Source organism: Thermogemmatispora sp. (assembly GCF_042408735.1).
Taxonomy (GTDB): domain Bacteria; phylum Chloroflexota; class Ktedonobacteria; order Ktedonobacterales; family Ktedonobacteraceae; genus Thermogemmatispora.
The window spans coordinates 94,375-113,644 of record NZ_JBHOQV010000136.1 but is presented as its reverse complement, the minus strand read 5'-3'; the positions used below and the strand labels follow the sequence as shown (position 1 = coordinate 113,644).

Genomic DNA, 19,270 nt, shown 5'->3' with positions numbered 1-19,270 from the left:
GCAAGGACCGGATCACTCTCGTGTTGGAGAACCTGGGCATGATACAATAAGGCCCATGAAGCATGGCTACGTCTTGAAGATGATTCGTGAACGGCGGATCTGGGATGGCTTTCTGGAGGAGCACGATGGCCACCTGCTGCAGAGCTGGGGATGGGGTGAATTGAAGGCCGAGGAGGGCTGGCGGCCTCTGCGTCTGGCCCTCTGTGAGCAATCAACGGGACGCCTGGTAGCCGCTGCTCAGGTGCTTTGCCGTGGCGCGGACTGGATTCCTACCTGGTGTGGACACCTGGCTTACGTTCCTCGCGGCCCAGTCCTTGACTGGTCCCATGATGAGCAGCGCGCAATCTTCTGGGCAGCCCTCCATCGTCTGCTGCGCTGGCGAGGAGCCTTGGCTCTGCGCCTGGAGCCTCCGCTGCTGGCCGGCACCGCCCTGGGGGAGAAGGTCGCGCGGCATCTGCTGACCTCTGGCTTCCGGCCCGTGCGCACGATCCAGCCCCTGCGCACCATTATGGTCGACTTGCGGGCCGATGAGGCCACGCTCCTGGCGCGCATGAAAGAGAAGTGGCGCTATAATCTGCGCCTGGCCGCCCGGCGTGGCGTCACAGTGCGCGAGGCTCAGACCCTTGAGGATGTACGTGCCTGGTATGAGCTGTTGAAGGTCACAGCGGCGCGCGATGGTTTCGGCATCCATCGCTATGAGTACTACGAGCGCGCCTGGCTGATTTTCGCTCCCCGTAACCAGCTCGATCTGCTGCTCGCCGAGCATGACGGGCGACTGCTTGCTGGCATCTGCGTAGGACGGATGGGGCGTGAAGCGCTCTATCTCTACGGGGCCTCGGGCAACGAGCAGCGCCAGCTCATGCCCAATTATTTGCTCCAGTGGGAGGCTATGCGTCGCGCCCGCGCCTCTGGGGCTACCCGCTATGATCTCTGGGGCATTCCCGAGACCGAGGACGAGCACGAGCCGCTCGCGGGAGTCTACCGCTTCAAGCGCGGTTGGGGCGGTGAGGTAGTGCGCTTCATCGGCGGCTACGAGTACGTTTATCGCCCTCTGGGCATGGGTCTGGCTCGCCGTCTCCTGGGCGAGCGCCTCGCTCTCTAGCGAGATAGGGGCCTGCTTCTTTCTTTCTGCTGGCTCTTCCTCCTTCCCCCTCCCTTATGGAACTGTCACCTCCAGGCCGGCTGGTCCGTGTCTCTGCATGAGAGTGTCAGGTCTGGAGAAGATACACCTTGACAACTGCCGTACCTGTGGTGCAGGTACGGCAGGTCATCCCGCCTGCCTGGCTCTCCCATCAGGAGCAATGCGGGTCACCTCTGGGCAGAGCAGGCCAGAGCAGACCGGGCGCAGGAGCGCCGGAAGGGTCTGCTCTGCTTGCCTGTCTGTCCACCTATCTAGCCGGCTGACTGACCAACTGTCTGTTTGGCAGGTTCGTCCACCGATGAAAAAGGAGGCGCCATGTCTGGTGAGCGTGGATGCTTGTTCAATTCGCTTCTCTTTCTGATCATCATCTTTGTTCCCCTCTTGGGTCATATTATTGAGACGTTCATGATTCTGGAAGACGACCATTCTGCCGCCGGGAAGCTGCTCTGGCTGGCGGTCGTCTGGCTGCTCTTCCCGGTAGTGGGGCCGCTACTCTACCTGCTCTTTGGCCAGCGGCGTCATCATGTAGCCTTTGGCCGGTCGAGTAAAGTCGGGCGCTAGGAAGAGAGTGGACCTGCGGCGGCGGATTGGGCCTCGCGCAGCATGGCCCACAGACGCAGGCCCTGGCTATGGGGGATCGGGGTCTCGCTGACCACGCGAAAGCCGTGACGCTCGTAGAAGGCAACGTTGCGCGGATTCTGGGTTTCCAGGTAGCAAGGGAGGTGGTGAGCGTCGGCCTGCTGGAAGACCACCCTTAGCAGGGCGCTGCCGATCCCATGACCCTGGCAAGGAGGGTCAACGCCCAAGGCCCACAGATACCAGTGTGGTCCATGAGTATGGAGCGCGTGCTGACGAGCAGCGTAGCGCTCAGCCTGCCCTATGCGCCAGAGGCTGCGCGGGCCTAGACGCAGAGGAGGGAAGCGCAGGCCGATGCTCAGCAGCCGCTCAAACGTCGGCGTGGTGTTGCCCGGCGGCAGCCAGCAGGCGACCCCTTCCAGGCCTGGCGAGGCATAGACCTGGCCATAGCGCAGGCAATAGTGAACCGTCATGGCGAAAAGGCCAGGCAGCAGAAGGGCGCGTCGCCTCTCCTCGGGAATGACAAAGACCATCAGGGGATCGTGCTGGAAGGCCCGTCCTAACACCTGGCAGGCCGGGCCTGCCTGCTCTGCAGACAACAAGATAGGTTCACACTTTGGCTGGCTCATTGTCGTCCTTTCATCCTTCTTGTCTGATCCGCTTCTTCCTTCCGCCTGATCGGCGGCCACCTCTCAGCCGGTCCACCCTTCTCCTCTCTCGATCTGGTCCGCTCCGGCCGGGTGGAAAACTGGCTGACCTGGCTTGAGGGCCAGCCGAACCGCACTGAGCCGAGTGGCCAGAGGGTCGGCTCCCCCCTGGCCCTTGACAGCTCCAACCATCTCCGCTATACTAACTAACAACCATCTCGATCCGCTTCAGGGTACTGAAAGCAGGATACTGGAACAAAGAAAGAAAGAACAATTGAACCGACGCGGTTAGCGCTCTCATCAAGACGGGTGGAGGGAGACGGCCCTGTGAAGCCCGGCAACCCACCAGCAGAGCTGCTGGTAAGGTGCCAATTCCGGCGGAACCTGGTTCCGCAAGATGAGGGGAACCTGGCAACGATGCTAAAGACCCCTTTTCACAAAAAGGGGTTTTTTCTTGCTCCGCGTACCGGGCGGGTACAAGCGTGCTCACCAGTCGTCTAGCGGTCAATCAAATCGGGAATAACGTTGACGAGGACGAGTAGACGTCGTATGCGGCTACAGAGAGTCGGCGATGCTGAGATGCCGGCGCTGCGGCGGCGTTGAAAATGCCCTCCGAGTTGCAGGTTGAAGGCCCGCGATGGGCGGGCGAGTAGACTGTGCCGGGTGGCTCCGTTACAAGCTGTAGTGTTGCGAGCGAGAAAGTGTGTCCCCTATCCCTGTGAAAGACCACAGGGTTGTTGCGGGTTGGCTCTGCGCGCAGGCGAAGGCTCAGCCTCGTCTGTCGCATAGGGGGATGCAGCTCGTCAACACTCCAAGGCCAGCGTCGTGAGGCGCTGGCAAAACAGGGTGGTACCGCGAAGAGACTGTCCCTCGCCCCTGGGTAGGGTGAGGGTTTTTTTTGTTCCCTTTTGTTGCAAGGAGGGTGCACATGGTGGCTCGCGTCGAGCACAGCGTTGTGACAGGTACACGGCCTGTTCCTGTGAACGGTCTGCAAAGCTACACCTTCGACTCGTTGCCGCTTCAGTACGGTGGCCATTTTGGTCCCGTGACGCTGGCGTACGAAACCTGGGGGCGCCTCAACGCGGCGGGTGACAATGCCATCCTGATTGCCCATGCCCTGACGGGCAGTTCGCATGCCCATGATCCTGAGCACCCGGACGACCCGAAGGCCGCCTGGTGGAACCCCCTGATCGGCCCCGGCCGGCCCTTCGATACGTCGCGCTACTTTGTCGTCTGCTCAAACGTGCTCGGCGGCTGCTATGGCAGTACCGGCCCCGCCTCGCTCGATCCGAACACGGGCCGGCCTTACGGCATGCGCTTCCCGCTGATCACGATCCGCGATATGGTCCATGCCCAGCGGCGCCTGGTAGAGCACCTTGGCATTCGGCGCTTGATTGTGGCTGGCGGCTCGATTGGGGGACAGCAGGCTCTGGAGTGGGCGGTCTGCTACCCGGAGCTGGTGGAGAAGGTCATTGTGGTCGCCGCCACGGCGGCCTTGACGGCTCAGGCGATTGCCTTCAGCGAGGTAGGCCGTCAGGCGATTATGCTCGATCCTCGCTGGCAGGGCGGCGATTATCCGCCCGGTCAGGGACCTGATGCCGGCCTGGCGATTGCCCGCATGCTGGGCATGATCACCTACCAGAGCGAAGAGGCTATGGAGCTGCGCTTCTCCCGTCGCCCGGCGCGCAGTGGCGAGGTGCCTTCGCCTACTCGCACCCCAAGCCTGGGCAGGCGCTTCGATGTAGAGAACTATCTGTACTATCAGGGTCAGGCGCTGGTGCGGCGCTTTGACGCCAATTCCTATCTCTATCTGAGCCGCGCGATGGATCTCTACGACGTCAGTGAGGGCTACCCTTCTCTCGACGCGGCTCTTGCTCGTATTCGCAGCCGAGCGCTCTTTATCGGCATCCGCTCCGACTTTCTCTTCCCGGCGGCGCGAGTCCGCTGGCTGGCTGAGCGTGTAAGGGAGCTGGGGGGAGACGCCACTTACGTTGAGCTGGATTCTCCTCATGGCCACGATGCTTTCCTGAAGGAGTGGGAGCAGATGAAAGCCGCTCTGGGCTGGCTGGAAGCCTGAGCGGGCCGCACCTGGCCCACTGCCCGTGGCCGGGCTAATCGCTCGCTCTCCAGTCCACCCGTCCTGGTGACTGGGGCGGCTGCCTGTCGTTAGATCTGGTTTTCTCAGGAGTAGATTCTCTCATGGCACTGAACAGCAATCGTAGTTATGGTTTTGAAACATTGGCGTTGCATGCAGGTCAGGAAACGGCTGATAGCGCCACAGGAGCCCGCGCCGTTCCCATTTATCAGACAAGCTCTTTTGTCTTTGATAGCCCGGAGCACGCCGCGGATCTTTTTGCCCTGCGCAAGTTTGGTAATATCTATACGCGCATCATGAATCCCACCCAGGACGCTTTCGAGCGCCGCATGGCTGCGCTAGAAGGCGGCGTGGGGGCGCTGGCAACCGCTTCCGGCCAGGCGGCAGAAACGCTGGCCATTCTGACCATTGCTGAGGCAGGCGATGAGGTGGTCTCCTCCACCAGCCTCTACGGCGGCACCTATAATCTCTTCCGCTATACCTTGCCGAAGCTCGGCATCACAGTACGCTTTGTCGACAGCCGTCACCCGGAGCAGTTGCGCGCCGCCATTACCGAGCGCACCAAGGCGGTCTATGCCGAAGCCCTGGGCAATCCTCGCCTGGACATGCTCGATATCGAGGCTGCGGCCGCTATCGCCCATGAGCACGGCGTTCCATTAATTGTCGACAATACCTTGCCCACACCCTATTTGCTGCAGCCTCTCAAGCATGGGGCCGATATCGTGGTGCATTCGGCCACCAAGTTCATTGGAGGACATGGTACCTCGATCGGGGGCATCATCGTTGACGGCGGTAAGTTTGACTGGGCTAACGGACGCTTTCCGGCCTTCACCGAGCCTGATCCCTCCTATCACGGCCTGCGCTACGTTGATGCCTTTGGGCCGCTGGCCTACATCATCAAGGCCCGTGTGCAGTTGATGCGCGATGTCGGGGCCGCGCTCAGCCCTTTCAACGCCTGGCTCTTCCTGCAGGGCCTGGAGACCCTGCCGCTGCGCATGGAGCGCCACAGCCAGAACGCCCTGCGCATTGCCGAGTTTTTGGAAGGTCATCCGGCGGTCAGCTGGGTCAGTTATCCTGGTCTGCCCAGTCATCCCCAGCATGAGCTGGCCGCGCGCTACCTGACGCATGGTTACGGGGCCATCCTCGGCTTTGGTATCAAGGGCGGGTTGGAGGCCGGTAAGATGCTGATCCGCCATGTGGAACTCTTCTCGCATCTGGCAAACGTGGGCGACGCCAAGTCGCTGATCATTCATCCGGCCAGTACGACCCATTCGCAGCTGACGCCCGATGAGCAACTGGAGACGGGCGTGACTCCCGATTTTATCCGCCTTTCGATTGGGCTGGAGACGGTCGAAGATCTGATTGAAGATCTGGATCAGGCCTTGCGAGCGGTCTCGTCCAGGCTTGGTGAACCGCTCGGTGTTGCGTAGGACGGACCAAGCGAGGCGAGCAAGTGACGGCTCGCCGGGGAGATAAAGGGTGATTGTCAATGGACGTTGAGTGTTCGCTCTGTGTGCTGAAGTTTGGTGGTACCTCTGTTGGCAGCGGCGAGCGCATTCGCCGCGTTGCTCAGATCGTGGCTCAGGTGGCCAGTAAAGCTCTCAGCGAAGCCGGACCTTTTCCCGTGGTAGTGGTCTCGGCTATGTCGGGCATCACCGATCAGTTGCTGCGCATCGCCCATCATGCGCGCCGTGGCGAGAGCAGCGAGTGGCGTCGCGAGCTGGTGGCCCTGCGGGAGCGCCATCTCCAGGCGGCGGAGAAGGCCGTCTCCGATAGCCAGCGCCTGGCGGCCCTGCGCGCCGATCTGGAGCAGGCCCTGGTCAGCCTGGAGAGGGAGGCCGCGGGTTGTGAGGAGTATGTTGATGCTGTGGCGGCCTGGGGTGAGCGCCTGTCGGTGCTCTTGCTGGCCGCCGCCATCGATGATCTGGGCCTGCCGGAGATCACGGCGGCCCCAGTGCGCGAAGAGGTCATTGTCACGGGGGAGCCACAGGGCACGGCTCCGAGCGAGCCTGGTGCTGTGATCGGGGCGGAGCCGTTAGAGGAAGAGACACGCGAGCGCGCGCGCCTGCTGCTCTGGCCTCTCCTCCAGCGGCAAACGATTCCCGTGGCGCCTGGCTTCATCGGACGCACGCGCGCTGGGCTGGTCACGACTCTGGGGCGCAACGGCTCCGATTACTCGGCGACCGTGATCGGAGCTGCCATCGACTGCCGCGAGGTCTCGATCTATACCGACGTCGATGGAGTGATGTCCGCTGATCCGCGCATCGTCACCAATGCGCGCCTGTTGCCGGCCTTGACCTATGCCGAGGCGGCGCGCCTCTCCTGGTTCGGCGCTAAAGTGCTGCATCCACGGACCCTGATCCCGGTAGCCCAGCGCAATATCCCTGTGCGCGTGCGCAATACTTTTCGTCCCCAGATACAGGGGACCTTGATTGGGCCGGAGGGCAGGTATCCCAGCGGCGCGACGGCCATTACAGTGCGGCGGCGTCTGGCGCTGGTGACCGTCGAGAGCACCAACATGTTCGGGGCCCCCGAGAACGCTGGCCAGGTCTTTGCTCTGGCGGCCCGCGTTGGTGCGGCGCCGGTAGCGATCTGCTCCTCTTCCGGCCACCATCTCTCTTTTCTGGTGGAAGAGCAGGCTGCCGACTCGGTGGTCTCTCTGCTCCAGCACGATCTGGGACACTGGCGTGTCAACTGCCGCCCTGGCCTGGCTGCCTGCGCCTGCCTCGGCTCCGGTTTCACGAGCGATCCGATGAGTCCGGCCCGCGCCATCAGTGCCCTGGCGCGCGAGCGCATTCCCCTAATCTCCCAGGGGGCTTCCGAACAGGGCATTATACTGATCATTGAGGATGGCGATAGCGAGCGCGCCTTGCGCTGTCTCCATCGCGATTTGATCGCACCGGTCATTCCTCTGGTCCGCCATCCGGCCCATGAGAAGCGTCTGGAGGCGCTGAAGGCCCGCTAGCGAGCGAGCTGGCCCTCGCGACGAGAGCAGCGCGGGGACCAGGTGAAAAGGAGGATATCTTGACAATGCCACAGATGCAACAACGTCTTCCGGTAGCGGTCCTGGGCGCGACTGGCATGGTGGGACAGCGCTTCATTGAGCTGTTGCAGGACCATCCCTGGTTTGAGCTGGTCGCCCTGGCGGCCTCCGATGCGCATGGAGGCCGTCCCTACGGCGAGGTGGCGCGTTGGCGTCTGGGGGGAAGCATGCCGGAGCAGGTAGCGCGGCTGCCGGTCCTGCCCTGTCGCCCGGAGGCCCTGCCAGAGGTCAAGATCGCTTTCTCGGCCCTGCCGGCGGAGGCCGCAGCGGAGGTCGAGGCGGCCTTTGCGCGAGCGGGAGTAGCTGTCTTTAGCAACGCCAAGACCTATCGTATGGAGCCTGACGTTCCGCTGTTGGTGCCCGAGGTGAATGCTGAGCATGCCCTGGCCATTCAACAGCAGCGCAGGCGCCGGGGCTGGAGCGGCTGCATTGTGACAAACCCCAATTGCTCGGCAACGCCACTGGTGATGGCCCTCAAGCCCTTGCAGCAGGCCTTTGGGGTACGCAAGGTCCTGGTGACCACCATGCAGGCTATCTCGGGAGCCGGCTATCCCGGCCTGCCGTCCTACGATATCCTGGATAACGCCATCCCCTTCATCTCCGGCGAGGAGCCGAAGGTTGAGAGTGAGACCCTGAAAATGCTCGGCGAGTGGCGGGAGGAAGCCGGCTTCAGCATGGCCTCGCTGGTGGTTAGCGCCCACTGCAATCGCATCGCCACGCGCGAGGGCCATCTGGAGTGTGTGAGCGTCGAGCTGGAGCGCCAGACCTCACCTGAAGAGATCATCGCCGCCTGGGAGCACTTCCTGCCTGAACCGCAGCGCCTAAAGCTGCCGAGCGCTCCCCTGCCGCCGCTCATCTACCGCCAGGAGGATGATCGTCCGCAGACCCTGCACGATCGCGAGGCGGGTCGGGGGATGGCTGTGACCCTGGGACGTCTGCGCCCCTGCCCTGTGTTGAGCTATAAATTTGTCGTGCTGGGCCACAATACCATTCGCGGCGCGGCGGGCGGCTCCCTGTTGAACGCCGAGCTGTGCGTCAGCAAGGGCCTGCTCTGAACAAGGGCTGATCGCCCCTGCAAGCAGAGCGAACGGACCAGCCAGTCGGCGAAGAGAGGCGGGCGAAAGCTCCTGTGGAGCGGGAACATCGCCCGCCTCTCTTCTCTCGGTCGGCCTGGAGCCAGCTTCACCGGCCTGTTACGGCCAGGCTTGCCTGGGTGCGGATCAGGTCGGGAATCAGGTACTGGGCATTGGGACTGCCCAGACCGGTGACGGCGTCCCAGCCGGCTTGAGCCGAATAGCCAGGAACGTGCACGCCCTGGTCAACGCTGTTATTCCCAACAGTAATGTCGTGGAAATCGCGCTGGTAATTGGCTGAAGCGGCAATTGTATAGAGGGCGGGGTTGAGGAAGCCGAGGGGATGACCGGCCATCTGGTTGGCGATTGCCGCCAAGGCTGCCCACATAGGGGCGGAGGCGCTGGTCCCCCCGACCGTCTCCCAGGCGCCGCGGAAGTAGAAAGGAAGATTGGTGGCAGGATCAGCGGCGGCGGCCACATCGGGGACACCGCGCCGGCCCTGAAAAGCGGCCTGGCTGGCGGTGGGCAACAACTTCTGATAGGCTGGCTGAGAGAAGAAGCTGCTGAAGCCGCCTCCGCTGCGATCCCAACCAATCTCCTGTACCTGGCTCCCTCGGCGCAGCAAGGTCGTTCCTCCGACGCTGGTCACCCAGGGCAGATCGGCGGCGAAGCTTGTCGTCGCTTTGGGCGAGAGCCGCGACATATTCAGATCGGCATAGTCGGTCGCCCCATTATCTCCCGAGGAGCTGAAGAAAGTCATATGCTCCTCCAGGGTTGCTCGCTGAAGTAAGGCATTCCACTGTTGGATCTCCTGGCGGCCAGCAGCATCCTCCAGAGTCACTTCTGAGGCACCCCAGCTTTGCGAAACGATCGTGCCCAGGTGGTGATCGATGGCGTACTGGATCAGTTGGCGAAACTCTGGCAGACCAACCGTGCCCTCCGTCTCAGCAACCGGACTCACCAGCACGACAATATTGGCATCAGGAGCCAGAGCATGGATGATCTCTACATCGAGTTCAGTTTCAGCAGCCCAGCCGCTCTTATCGTGATGTGGATCGTACTCTGGCTTCTGGATGGGCTGGATCACCTGAACCCTGGTTAGGGGGAGGTGAAAGCGACGGCTGAAGACATCCAGGTCCTGCTGTAAGGTCGAGCTGCCGAACGAGACGATGTCGATGATGGTCTGGCCCTTGCCAGTGTAGCCGCGTTCGATCAGCGGCTGCAAGCCGTAGTATTGGCGAAGCTGGAGAGGAGTATAGCAGGTGACCTCGGAGCTAAAGAGGACCGGAGGACAGCTCTCCGTCGCCGTAGGTGTGGGGCTTGGAGTTGGGGTCGCCTTTGGACCGTTGCTCATCCCGGGCAGACCTGCGCAGCCACTGCAGGCCAGCGCCAGGATGAGGTATATCAGCGTCAGTAGCGCGAAAAAAGGTTTCTGTGGGCCGTGACTTTGCATCCGGCTCTCCTTCTGTCTGATAAAGAATCCCCGTTTGCTCTTGAGGCGATGCGATGCCTGGGGTGGGTGCAACCAGGGCCTGCAGCATTCCGTAGCGCTTCACTGCGGCTCAATGCGAGAGCAGTATATCCTGTAGGAGCAGAAAGGTCAATTCTTCTTCACAGTAATATCTCTTATCTCAAAAAGATTCCATAAGCCTGGCTTCACTGGGAGCCAGCCGGGGGCCGACCTGGCCCTTCGCTCAGACCGGGGGCAGCCAGACAGTTAAGGAGCCTCCTCCTCTCGAGGTACTATGGTCCTAAGAGTAGCAGGGCGCGCTTGACCGCCATCGACCTTTCAGAGTACATTCAGGCATGATGACATAGAAAGATATCAATAAGAAGGCGCGCAACAACGCGGCTCATATTTTCAACGATAGGAATGGAGCATGCTATCATTTAAGGACCGTCAAGGTAGAGTCGCAGAAACGCAAGAACGAGCTGAGGAGCCGATCCGTATGCCTGGGCTAGTCACCCAGCTATCGCCGGTGGAGCAGCTTGCCTTTCCGGCTCAGCCGGAGACCTTTGCGGGTGTGGCTGAGCTGAGCGATGGTCAGCAGACGCCTCTCCCGGAGGTGGGGGGCGAGGAGGGAGAAGAGCAGACGGCCCTGTTGCCAGTAGCCGCGGGGGCTGCTCTGGAGAAAGCGGAGCCGGAGACCGGCCAGCTTCCCGAGCTGCAGACAGCCCTCATGCCGCTGATAAGTGCCAGCAATCCGAGCGCAGCGCGTCCCCCGCTCGTCATTCGCGGCGATGGCAAAAAAGCGCTCAGGCGTCAGGACAGCGCTCAGCCGCTTCCGCGGAAGCGCTGGCATGTCCATGCGGCGGTCCTGGTCCTGGTGGCGCTCATTCTCACCGGCACCCTCCTGACGGTGCTGCCCGAGAGTCCTGTCGGGGCCCGCAACGGGGGTGGTCTCTTCCAGTCCATCATGAGCATGATCCCGAGCAACAGCGGCAGCTCCAGCACGCTGGATCTGGCCGCCATGCGCGCCGCCACGGCCACAGCCATTGTGCGCAGCGGCGTTGGTTATGATCCCGGTCCCTCTAACCCGACCGGTACACAATCTGGGCCGGTTGTTGGCAGCTCCTCGGGTGATCCTTTCCCTTACGGCCAGTGCACCTATTGGGCCGACTACCGCTATCACCAGCTTACCGGCGTCTGGGTGCCCTGGGGCGGCAACGCTGATGAGTGGGTGGCCGGAGCCAGGGCCAATGGCTGGGTTGTATCGACTCAGCCCCACGTCCCTTCAATTATCGTCCTGATGCCCGGTGTCCAGGGAGCCAATATCTACTACGGTCACGTCGCGGTCGTCGAGAGCCTGACCTCCGATGGCGGTGTCTACACGAGCAATATGAACTGGTACGCCAATGGCGGCGGCTGGGGAATCGTCTCCTACTACACCTTCTATCCAGGCAGCGGTGTCTATTTTGTCTGGATCTAGTTTCTAGACCCAAGGGCTGGCCCGGTGCAACCAGGCTGCTTCTCCCCTGGACAGCTCTGCCGATACCCTGGCCGGCCACTAGGACAGGCCAGAGGCAGCGGTCGGACCTCAATAAGACAATAAAATCTAGCGAGAAGAGGGGAAGAGGAGCCTCCAACAGGCTGGGCCAGCCTCTTCCCTCTCTGAGCTTCGCCCTCTCGCCTATCTTCCTGCTAACCTTGGCCCTTTTCCTCTGCCTCGTCTCCTGCCTCCTCCTGAGCCAGGCCCGTAGGCGCCCTCCCTTACTCAGTCGCGGCTCCCCCCTGTCCTCCTTGTCTGCCCTTTCTTCTGTTCCCAAGACCTGCCTGGTGGCGCTGAGGAACCTTTGGGTAGCCTGCCCTTGCTCATACGCCAGCTAGCGCCTTCGGCCCCACTTCAGCTCATTTTTCGTCTCTCAAAACAGCTTTACAGATAATTACTGCTAGCTTGCTATATAAGCGATGATTAGTACAATACTACTATTGAGGAGCAAAAGACCCTTGACCGGCGGCGCTCTGCTCCGGTAGAGTCAAACACATGTCGAAGGCAAACTGGTCTTACTCTAGCCGGATCGTGGAGCGTATATGTCGCGCTTAAAGGGTAGTCGAGGTACCGCCGTTGAAAAGGGAGCGGAGGAACAGCATGCCGGCGAGCAGGTAAGGAAGACAGAGAAGCTGGCAGCGCTTGCCGAGCGTCCAGCTTCATTGCCGGCCTCTGGAGAGACGGGCGGTGAGATCGGAATTCAGGCCGCCCCCAATAAGCGATCCGCGGAAAAGGGGCCGCTCGCGCCGTCAAGGGAAGAGGGAGCATCCCCCGCAAGCCTGCCGGTGGCGCACAGCCAGAGGCGCCTTCCGCTGGTCATTCACGGTGTCTCCGCCGGAGGGACAGGAGGAGGACCGCCGTCACCGCGTCGGCCCTGGTGGCGGCTGCCAGTTACCCTCAGCCTGGTCATATTGATGCTTCTGATAACTTTAATGACTGTTTTGCCGGCTGGCCCGGGTGAGGATGGCAAGGGGTTTAATCCATTGCGCTCCGTCATCAGCTTTATTCGCAATGGGCAAGACAACACCTACCAGATTAGTCCGCAGGCGGCCACGGCTACGGCTGTCACTCAGGATGGCTATGACAACGGGCCGCTGCACTATCCGGGGCTGCCCTTGCAGCCGACGGAGGGAGATCTCAACCGCTTTGCCTATGGACAATGCACCTACTGGGCCAACCTGCGCTATCACGAGCTGACCGGCTACTGGGTGCCCTGGCAGGGAGATGCCTATCAGTGGGTAGCGGGAGCCGAGCAATACGGCTGGATAGTCTCTTCGCAGCCCCATGTCCCATCGATCATTGTGCTGCAGCCGGGCGTCCAGGGGGCCAGCAGCTATGGGCATGTTGCAGTAGTAGAGCGCATCAATCCCGATGGCAGCGTCTACACCAGTAACTACAACTGGTACGCCAATGGCGGCTGGAATCGCCTCTCCTATGCGACCTTCTATCCTGGGCCTGGTGTGGCTTTCGTCTGGCACCCCTGATGGCTCGAGAGCCGGCCCTGCGGCCTGAGTTGGTAGCCAGGCTCTCGCCGGTCGGAGCAGTGCACCCGGCCAGCAAGGCGCGGCCAGACCTGAGCCAGCATACTGTGGGGCTTCAGGAGAAGCAGGCTCACTCAATGCCCCTTGTTTGCTAGCCAGGGACATTGCGCACCTTGCGAGAGGGACATACAATATGGCTGGGTCCGCTATCACCAGGCGGGCGCGGGCAGAAGGGCGAGCTGGCAAGCTGGCGAAGCCGGTTGCTCGGGGGTAGCCGGGCTGCCCTTCCCTCCTGCTGTTGAAGGCTCGCCATGGTAAGCGGTCTCTGTTGATCGCGAGGGGCACTGCTGCGCGATCAGCGAACGACGGCTGGCGATGCTGCCTACAGTCGGCTGCATCTGGAACGAGCACAAATCTGATCTGGAGAGAGGAAAGCCCGATGCGCACCAAAATAACCGTTGTTGGCGCCGGTTTTGTTGGAAGCACGCTCGCACAGCGTCTGGCAGAGCGCGACTATGCCGACGTCGTAATGTACGATATTGTGCCCAATATGCCGCAGGGCAAAGCGCTGGACATGCTCCAGGCCGGCCCCATCCTTGGCTACGATAGCCTGGTCGTTGGCACCAACGATTATGCCGACACGGCCAACTCCGACCTGGTGGTCATTACCTCCGGTTTCCCGCGCAAGCCCGGCATGTCGCGCGACGACCTGCTGCGCAAGAATCAGGAGATCGTCACCCAGGTTGTGCAGGAAATCATCAAATACTCGCCCAACTGTATGCTCATTGTCGTGACCAACCCACTGGACGCCATGGCCCAACTGGCCTACCATGTCAGCGGCTTCCCCCGCAATCGGGTTGTAGGCATGGCCGGTGTCCTTGACACCGCCCGTTTTCGGACCTTCATCGCTCAAGAGCTAAACGTCTCGGTGCGCGATGTCCAGGCCTATGTCCTGGGCGGCCACGGAGACACAATGGTTCCCTTAGCCCGCATGTGTACGGTGGCGGGCGTGCCCATCTCGCAGCTACTGCCCGCGGAGCGAATCCAGCAGATTATTCAGCGCACGCGCGACGGCGGAGCGGAGATTGTCAATCTGCTGGGGACCGGCAGCGCCTATTTTGCCCCGTCGGCGGCAGTTCTGCAGATGATCGATTCGATCGTGCTGGACAAAAAGATGATCATGCCCTGCTCGGCCTATCTGCAGGGCGAATATGGCATACACAACCTCTTTGTCGGAGTGCCGGTCAAGCTCGGAGCGAACGGCGTAGAGCAGGTCATAGAGCTGGAGCTAACCGAAGAAGAGCGCGCCCTCCTGCGCAAATCGGCGGCGGCGGTGGAAGAACTGATCAAGGTCATGGGCATTTAGCCCCGGCGAGAGAGGAGTATTCTGCTCGAGAGCGATGGGGCCGTCTGTAGTGCAGCAGAGCAGCACGCCAACAGGCGGCCCCCTGCTGTAAGCGAGGGCCTGGACTGAGATGGCAGCCTGCAGCCAGACTAATCCTCTCCCCCGTCGGCCTCCGCCTCAGCAACCTCCTCTAGAGCAGCCTCCGTCTGAGCGGACTCCTTCTCACCTTCATCCTCACCCTCAGTGCTCAGCTCATGTGAGGCGCCGGCAACTATCAGCACGTACTCGCCCCGCGGCTTCTCCCTGGTGATCACCTCCAGTAAAGAGGAGAGCGTCCCCCGATAGACCTTCTCAAACACCTTGGTCAGCTCATTAGCGAGCGCCGCCGGTCGGTCACCAAAAACCTGGAGCGCATCGCGCAGGAGGTCGACCAGCCGGTAAGGGCTTTCATAGTAGATGAGCGTATAGGGCGACCGGCGATCGGCCTCCAGAAAACGCCGCCTCCGACCCGCCTTGCGAGGAGGAAAGCCGCGGAAGGTGAAGCTGTGCACTGGCAGACCGGAGAGGACAAGGGCCATAACGAAGGCGGCAGGACCAGGGATCATCGTCACCGGAATGCCGGCCTGGATGGCGCGCTGCACCAGGGTATAGCCCGGATCAGAAATACCGGGCGTGCCCGCATTGGTCACCAGGGCCACCGACTTTCCCTGCTTGAGCAGCATCTCAATCTGGCGCCCGGCTCGCTCCTCGTTATGCTCATAGAAAGCGATCTGTGGCTTGTGAATATCGTAATGCCTCAAAAGGATAGCTGTCTTGCGTGTATCTTCGGCGGCAATCAGATCGACGCTGCGCAGAACCTCCAAGGCCCGCAGCGAGATATCGCCAAGATTGCCGATCGGTGTTGCAACAAGATAGAGTGTGCTCATGCCAACTTATCCACCTGATGCGAAACTAAGAATGGTTGCCAGTCCCCCCGGCGCGGGTGCAGGCTTGGGCTGCGCCACCGCTCGGAGCAGAGCGGACGCGAGTTACCAGCCCCACTGGCGGCAGCGCCCCATTAGTAATATTGGGAGGGTTGGACAGGAGCTAACCAGCCTGAAGCGTTGTAGTAAGTGAGAACCTTGAGGCTGTGCCGAAGGGCTGGGGCCTGGGTTGGAAGTGCGACGACAGAGTCTGCAGCTTACGTGCCGTGGGGGATACGGCAAGACAGCTATGATCGCTGCCGGCGCTGGCGCAGTTGCCGCCGCGGCGGCGCACGGCGGGGGAAAGTGGAAGGGGTACATCCAGTCTTGTACCGATGGCCATAGAAAACAGATAGAAGCATTGCTCATAACTCTAACTTGGAACCAATCCGTAACGGCTCGAAAGTGTGCTGAAATGCTGGCCGGCGAGAGAGATTATAATCGAGAGAGAGACTGTTCCGCTAGCACTGTAATCGTTGAACTTATTCCTGGCTTGAATGTGGGAAGGCTACCCCCTCTGAAGATCAAGGCGCTGGCACTCGCAAAGCATTTAGCTATTGTTGTATAATGATAGAGGAGCTAATCTTCGCCACCAGCGTAGTTGTATCTCAAATATGTGAATTTTGTATTCAAATCAAAAGGGAATGAGCCGTATTTTTGCTGCTCCTGAATCAGGCTAACCAGTTAACCCCCTGGGGACAATCAGGCTAGAGAGAAGTACCCATAGAGAGAGAACCTATCTGGCTACTCCTTAAACTAATAATGCACGATATATTGACCTTGTGCCCTAAGTATGATAGAGTAGACTTGATGTTTTGCTTAGACTGCTCATCCCTGGATGTTGATACATCCCTTGCTTACTGATTCGCTGCGGCTTGTAGAAGCCTGCTCAAAACCGCTGCTCAGCCAGCCAGGGATGGCAGCGCGGCGGCATCCATCGGCCTGGTCCCCTGGAGCGCTGCGGCGCTTGTCCAGGTGGGTGCCTGGCCTGTCAGACAAGCAAGCGAGCATACTTTCGAGAGAGCAAGCGGAATCTCGGAAAGGAAAGTCCTTATGCCATCGACGGAAACTGCGAACGTGGGTAAAGCGGTTGCTGCCCGAGTGGGCACCAATATCCGTGAGGTGCGCACGCGGTTGGGCCTCACCCAGGCGCAACTGGCGTCGCCTGAGTTCTCAATTTCATATATCTCCGCGATCGAGAGGGGCAAGATCCGCCCCTCGCTCAAAGCCCTCTCCATTCTTGCCCGGCGGCTGGACGTCCCGCTGACCTTCCTCCTGGAAGGCTCGCCGGCGGGGGCGGCTGAGGCGCGAGCTGTGGGGTACTCGCCGGCGGACTCCGGTCCCGACCAGCGAGTCGAGGTTGATCTGCTGCACGCTGGCATTCTCATCCAGCAGCAAGCCTACGAGCAGGCCGGGCAGTTGCTGGCCCCTCTCCAGCCCGAGCGCCTGACGACCGATCAGGCTTTCCGCCTCTATCTGCTGCGCGGTCTGGTCCACCTGGGGGCGGGCGAGTATCAGGAGGCCGTTGTCGACCTTCGGGCCGCCGTCAGCCAGGGCGAGGGCATGAATGAGATCGAGTACAGCGAGCGGGCGCGTAACTACCTTGGCAAGGCCTACTTTCTCCTCTACAACTACACGCTCGCCCTGGAAAACCATCAGCACTGCCTGGAGGTGATCGAGGCCGGTCAGATCAAGGACCCGATCTTCTCGCTGGAGGTCTATAGCAATCTGGCCAACGACTACTTCCGGCTCGGCGAGCTGGAGAAGGCTGTGACCTTCTATCACCGCGCTCTGGAGACCCTCGACGAGGTCTATCGCGACAGTCGGGCCTTCGCCCGTCGCTATATGGAGATCAGTCAGCAGTATCGCAGCGCTGGCAAGCTGGCGATGGCTCGCGACTACGCGATGCGCAGCCTGGCCATTTATGAGATGCGCGACGAGCAGCGCTTGATTGGTCTGACCCATCAGCAGCTCGGCAAGGCTCTGGAAAAGCAAAACAACCTGCCGGGGGCCGAGGAGGAGTATCGCCGCGCCATTGAGATCGAGCGCGAGCTGAACGATGAGGTGGCGGCCTCGCTCTGCCATACGAGTCTGGCTGAGCTGCTCCTCAAGGAGGGGAAGCTGACCGAAGCCGAGCGCGAAGCTCAGGAGGCTCTCAACCTGGCTCGGGCCAGTCAGGACCCCCGTACCCAGGGACAGGCCCTGATCGCCCTGGCCCAAATCCGTCATCACGAGAGCGATTTCGCCAGCGCCGATGAGCTATTCCATCAGGCTCTCGATCTTCTCGATCGGGCCAATGCCCACGAGCTGGCGGCCAGCGCCTACTTCCGCTATGCCAATCTCCTGGAACAGCGGGGTGAGGTGCAGCGTAGCCTCAATGCCATTAAGAAAGCCTATGAGCATCAGCGCCAGGGGAAACTGGGTGATCTAGAGTAGCCCACCCGGCCCACTACCGCCCGCACCAGGCGAGCAGTAGGACCGGGGCTACTCTTCTGCCTCTCTTGCTTCCGCCTCAGCGGGTTGGCTGCCTGGCAGAGAGGCCGCTGAGGATCGAGGACCTACCTGGGCTTTCTGCAAGCTGCAGGCTGACACTGCGGCCGCTCAGCGGGGCGCAGGCCGGCCCGGCCAGTAGCTCCCACCCCTCTCGGTCCCCCTGACCTACCTGCTCTGCTCGCTGGCTCGTGGCGCTCCCACCGCGGCGCCTCCTCAGCGCGCCACGGTGGTTCCGCTCCCTCCCCTTGCCTGACGATGCAGGCCCTTACTTCCTCGCATTTGGAGACATAAGTTGCACCATGCCGCATAGTGTTGCAGTACATCTCTCCGTGCTTTGTCTCCTTGCCTGATCACGCAAAAGCAGATATACTGCTGTGAGATCCTGCATAGACTGCCTTCGGGAGGGAGGCTTCACCTGATCCTAGAGTCTTTAAAGGGGAATCTTGAGCATGCCATTCACGGCCCGTGATCTGCGATATGAGCCGGAAAAAAGCTTCCCAGCGCTGGAGGCTTTTCTCCGGCAGCGGGCTCAGCGCTATCTGGGGCCGCTGCAGTACGATGCTGAGGAGGTCGATCTGGTAGTGAGCCACGTGGTCGAGCGCCTGGTTGCCTTGGGGCTGCTAGGAGGGGGAACGCGCCAGCCTGAGACGGTGCTGGACCAGCTGAGTGAAGCCCAGTTCTACGCCTTCCTCAATAACTGCGTGCGTCATAAGGCGATCGATCGCCTGCGTCGACATCACCATCAGGTGACCCCCTTCTCGGCCTTGGAGGAGAGCGAGGAGGCTCAGGGCGAGGCCGATCCTTTGGGCGAAGTGACCGTCTCGCTGTGGGGTATCCCTCCTTTTGCTCATCCCGAAGATGCTGCCCTGGCCGCCGCCACTCAGCGGGAGCTGCGCGCCCTGCTGAAGCACTGCATTAAGGCCCTGGCCAGCGCTCCACGCCAGCTGCGGGCTGTGTTGCAGGAACTGGAAACGATCGGGGCGCTGGACCTGGCTCGCGAGGTGGTGGAGGAACTGCAGGCCATCGCTGTCACTCCCCTTTCCGCCGAGACCCCCCTGCCACATCTCAGCCAGCATCGCGATCACGCCTATAAAAAGTTGCGCTCCTGCCTGCAGTCGCAAAGTTCCAATTTGGCGGTTGTTGTTGCTCTGCGTCTAACAGAGTATGAGACCTGGCTCTCTTCCGAAAGAAAGAAGGAAGCTGCCGGTGAGGTGGCGGTGCCAATCCAGGAGCTGGCGCGTGCGGGGCTGACGCTGTCCGAGGTCAAACAGGGACTGAGGCAACTGGCTTTCGAGGGCCTGCTGAACTGGCATGAGGGGGATGAGATCGTGCATCTCGATGCTGCTCGCCTTCGCCGGCTGGCTCGTTACTATCGGATCGAATGAAGGCAAGCCCTGAAGTACCCCCCGATCGAGAGGAAGGAA

The 19,270-nt window shown here is 61.3% G+C and carries 14 protein-coding genes, 1 riboswitch and 1 other annotated feature; of the genes, 11 read left to right on the top strand and 3 right to left on the bottom strand.

Annotation, left to right across the window (positions count from 1 at the left end; genetic code table 11):
* Nucleotides 1-55: 55 nt before the first annotated feature.
* Together ACFMO7_RS14515 and ACFMO7_RS14510 are read left to right on the top strand one after the other, a co-directional pair.
* Entirely contained in the window at nucleotides 56-1,102 is a 1,047-nt protein-coding gene (locus ACFMO7_RS14515) for a lipid II:glycine glycyltransferase FemX (RefSeq protein ID WP_376796206.1), read from the top strand.
* Nucleotides 1,103-1,456: 354 nt separating this feature from the next.
* Nucleotides 1,457-1,702 (top strand): PLDc N-terminal domain-containing protein, encoded by a 246-nt coding sequence (locus ACFMO7_RS14510; RefSeq protein ID WP_376796205.1) that lies wholly within the window; start codon nucleotides 1,457-1,459, stop codon nucleotides 1,700-1,702.
* Here ACFMO7_RS14510 and ACFMO7_RS14505 read toward each other — a convergent pair.
* Nucleotides 1,699-2,346: a GNAT family N-acetyltransferase gene (locus ACFMO7_RS14505; protein ID WP_376796204.1), complete on the bottom strand. Its 648-nt coding sequence runs from the start codon at nucleotides 2,344-2,346 to the stop codon at nucleotides 1,699-1,701. The genes ACFMO7_RS14510 and ACFMO7_RS14505 overlap by 4 nt on opposite strands.
* A 312-nt stretch (nucleotides 2,347-2,658) precedes the next feature.
* Nucleotides 2,659-2,768, top strand: a riboswitch (SAM riboswitch).
* Nucleotides 2,769-2,880: 112 nt separating this feature from the next.
* Nucleotides 2,881-3,245: a binding site (T-box leader), on the top strand.
* A gap of 47 nt (nucleotides 3,246-3,292) precedes the next feature.
* Between ACFMO7_RS14505 and ACFMO7_RS14500 the strand changes: the two genes are divergently transcribed.
* From ACFMO7_RS14500 to asd, 4 genes are all read left to right on the top strand, one after another.
* On the top strand, nucleotides 3,293-4,441 hold the full coding sequence (locus ACFMO7_RS14500; protein ID WP_376796203.1) for a homoserine O-acetyltransferase: 1,149 nt from the start codon (nucleotides 3,293-3,295) through the stop codon (nucleotides 4,439-4,441).
* Nucleotides 4,442-4,563: 122 nt separating this feature from the next.
* Nucleotides 4,564-5,889: a homocysteine synthase gene (locus tag ACFMO7_RS14495; RefSeq protein WP_376796202.1), complete on the top strand. Its 1,326-nt coding sequence runs from the start codon at nucleotides 4,564-4,566 to the stop codon at nucleotides 5,887-5,889.
* 59 nt (nucleotides 5,890-5,948) lie between these two features.
* Nucleotides 5,949-7,424, top strand: coding sequence for an aspartate kinase (locus ACFMO7_RS14490; protein WP_376796201.1), 1,476 nt, complete (start codon nucleotides 5,949-5,951; stop codon nucleotides 7,422-7,424).
* A gap of 65 nt (nucleotides 7,425-7,489) precedes the next feature.
* Nucleotides 7,490-8,557 (top strand): aspartate-semialdehyde dehydrogenase, encoded by a 1,068-nt coding sequence (gene asd / locus ACFMO7_RS14485; RefSeq protein WP_376796200.1) that lies wholly within the window; start codon nucleotides 7,490-7,492, stop codon nucleotides 8,555-8,557.
* A gap of 127 nt (nucleotides 8,558-8,684) precedes the next feature.
* Here the strand turns inward: asd and ACFMO7_RS14480 are convergent, their stop codons facing one another.
* Nucleotides 8,685-10,028: a S8 family serine peptidase gene (locus tag ACFMO7_RS14480; protein ID WP_376796199.1), complete on the bottom strand. Its 1,344-nt coding sequence runs from the start codon at nucleotides 10,026-10,028 to the stop codon at nucleotides 8,685-8,687.
* A gap of 496 nt (nucleotides 10,029-10,524) precedes the next feature.
* On the opposite strand from ACFMO7_RS14480, the gene ACFMO7_RS14475 reads away from it, so the two are divergent.
* The 3 genes from ACFMO7_RS14475 to mdh all read left to right on the top strand — a co-directional run bounded on the left by ACFMO7_RS14475 (nucleotide 10,525) and on the right by mdh (nucleotide 14,412).
* A complete protein-coding gene (locus tag ACFMO7_RS14475; protein ID WP_376796198.1) occupies nucleotides 10,525-11,505 on the top strand; it encodes a CHAP domain-containing protein in 981 nt (326 codons plus the stop codon).
* 602 nt (nucleotides 11,506-12,107) lie between these two features.
* Nucleotides 12,108-13,049 (top strand): CHAP domain-containing protein, encoded by a 942-nt coding sequence (locus ACFMO7_RS14470; RefSeq protein WP_376796197.1) that lies wholly within the window; start codon nucleotides 12,108-12,110, stop codon nucleotides 13,047-13,049.
* Nucleotides 13,050-13,485: 436 nt separating this feature from the next.
* Nucleotides 13,486-14,412: a malate dehydrogenase gene (gene mdh / locus ACFMO7_RS14465; protein ID WP_376796196.1), complete on the top strand. Its 927-nt coding sequence runs from the start codon at nucleotides 13,486-13,488 to the stop codon at nucleotides 14,410-14,412.
* 128 nt (nucleotides 14,413-14,540) lie between these two features.
* On the opposite strand, the gene rsmI is transcribed toward mdh, so the two are convergent.
* Nucleotides 14,541-15,317 carry a 16S rRNA (cytidine(1402)-2'-O)-methyltransferase gene (gene rsmI, locus ACFMO7_RS14460; protein ID WP_376796195.1) on the bottom strand — a complete coding sequence of 259 codons (777 nt, stop codon included), beginning with the start codon at nucleotides 15,315-15,317 and terminating at the stop codon, nucleotides 14,541-14,543.
* A gap of 1,089 nt (nucleotides 15,318-16,406) precedes the next feature.
* Between rsmI and ACFMO7_RS14455 the strand changes: the two genes are divergently transcribed.
* Nucleotides 16,407-17,789, top strand: a complete 1,383-nt coding sequence (locus ACFMO7_RS14455) for a helix-turn-helix domain-containing protein (protein ID WP_376796194.1) — start codon at nucleotides 16,407-16,409, stop codon at nucleotides 17,787-17,789.
* A 506-nt stretch (nucleotides 17,790-18,295) separates the two neighbouring features.
* Nucleotides 18,296-19,231, top strand: coding sequence for a hypothetical protein (locus ACFMO7_RS14450; protein WP_376796193.1), 936 nt, complete (start codon nucleotides 18,296-18,298; stop codon nucleotides 19,229-19,231).
* The last annotated feature ends 39 nt before the right edge of the window (nucleotides 19,232-19,270 follow it).

What these genes read in the sequence shown, in the direction of transcription:
- ACFMO7_RS14515 (WP_376796206.1), top strand. Translation starts at nt 56, where the DNA reads ATGAAGCATGGCTACGTCTTGAAGATGATTCGTGAACGGCGGATCTGG.
- ACFMO7_RS14510 (WP_376796205.1), top strand. Translation starts at nt 1,457, where the DNA reads ATGTCTGGTGAGCGTGGATGCTTGTTCAATTCGCTTCTCTTTCTGATC.
- ACFMO7_RS14505 (WP_376796204.1), bottom strand. Translation starts at nt 2,346, where the DNA reads ATGAGCCAGCCAAAGTGTGAACCTATCTTGTTGTCTGCAGAGCAGGCA.
- ACFMO7_RS14500 (WP_376796203.1), top strand. Translation starts at nt 3,293, where the DNA reads ATGGTGGCTCGCGTCGAGCACAGCGTTGTGACAGGTACACGGCCTGTT.
- ACFMO7_RS14495 (WP_376796202.1), top strand. Translation starts at nt 4,564, where the DNA reads ATGGCACTGAACAGCAATCGTAGTTATGGTTTTGAAACATTGGCGTTG.
- ACFMO7_RS14490 (WP_376796201.1), top strand. Translation starts at nt 5,949, where the DNA reads ATGGACGTTGAGTGTTCGCTCTGTGTGCTGAAGTTTGGTGGTACCTCT.
- asd (WP_376796200.1), top strand. Translation starts at nt 7,490, where the DNA reads ATGCCACAGATGCAACAACGTCTTCCGGTAGCGGTCCTGGGCGCGACT.
- ACFMO7_RS14480 (WP_376796199.1), bottom strand. Translation starts at nt 10,028, where the DNA reads ATGCAAAGTCACGGCCCACAGAAACCTTTTTTCGCGCTACTGACGCTG.
- ACFMO7_RS14475 (WP_376796198.1), top strand. Translation starts at nt 10,525, where the DNA reads ATGCCTGGGCTAGTCACCCAGCTATCGCCGGTGGAGCAGCTTGCCTTT.
- ACFMO7_RS14470 (WP_376796197.1), top strand. Translation starts at nt 12,108, where the DNA reads ATGTCGCGCTTAAAGGGTAGTCGAGGTACCGCCGTTGAAAAGGGAGCG.
- mdh (WP_376796196.1), top strand. Translation starts at nt 13,486, where the DNA reads ATGCGCACCAAAATAACCGTTGTTGGCGCCGGTTTTGTTGGAAGCACG.
- rsmI (WP_376796195.1), bottom strand. Translation starts at nt 15,317, where the DNA reads ATGAGCACACTCTATCTTGTTGCAACACCGATCGGCAATCTTGGCGAT.
- ACFMO7_RS14455 (WP_376796194.1), top strand. Translation starts at nt 16,407, where the DNA reads ATGCCATCGACGGAAACTGCGAACGTGGGTAAAGCGGTTGCTGCCCGA.
- ACFMO7_RS14450 (WP_376796193.1), top strand. Translation starts at nt 18,296, where the DNA reads ATGCCATTCACGGCCCGTGATCTGCGATATGAGCCGGAAAAAAGCTTC.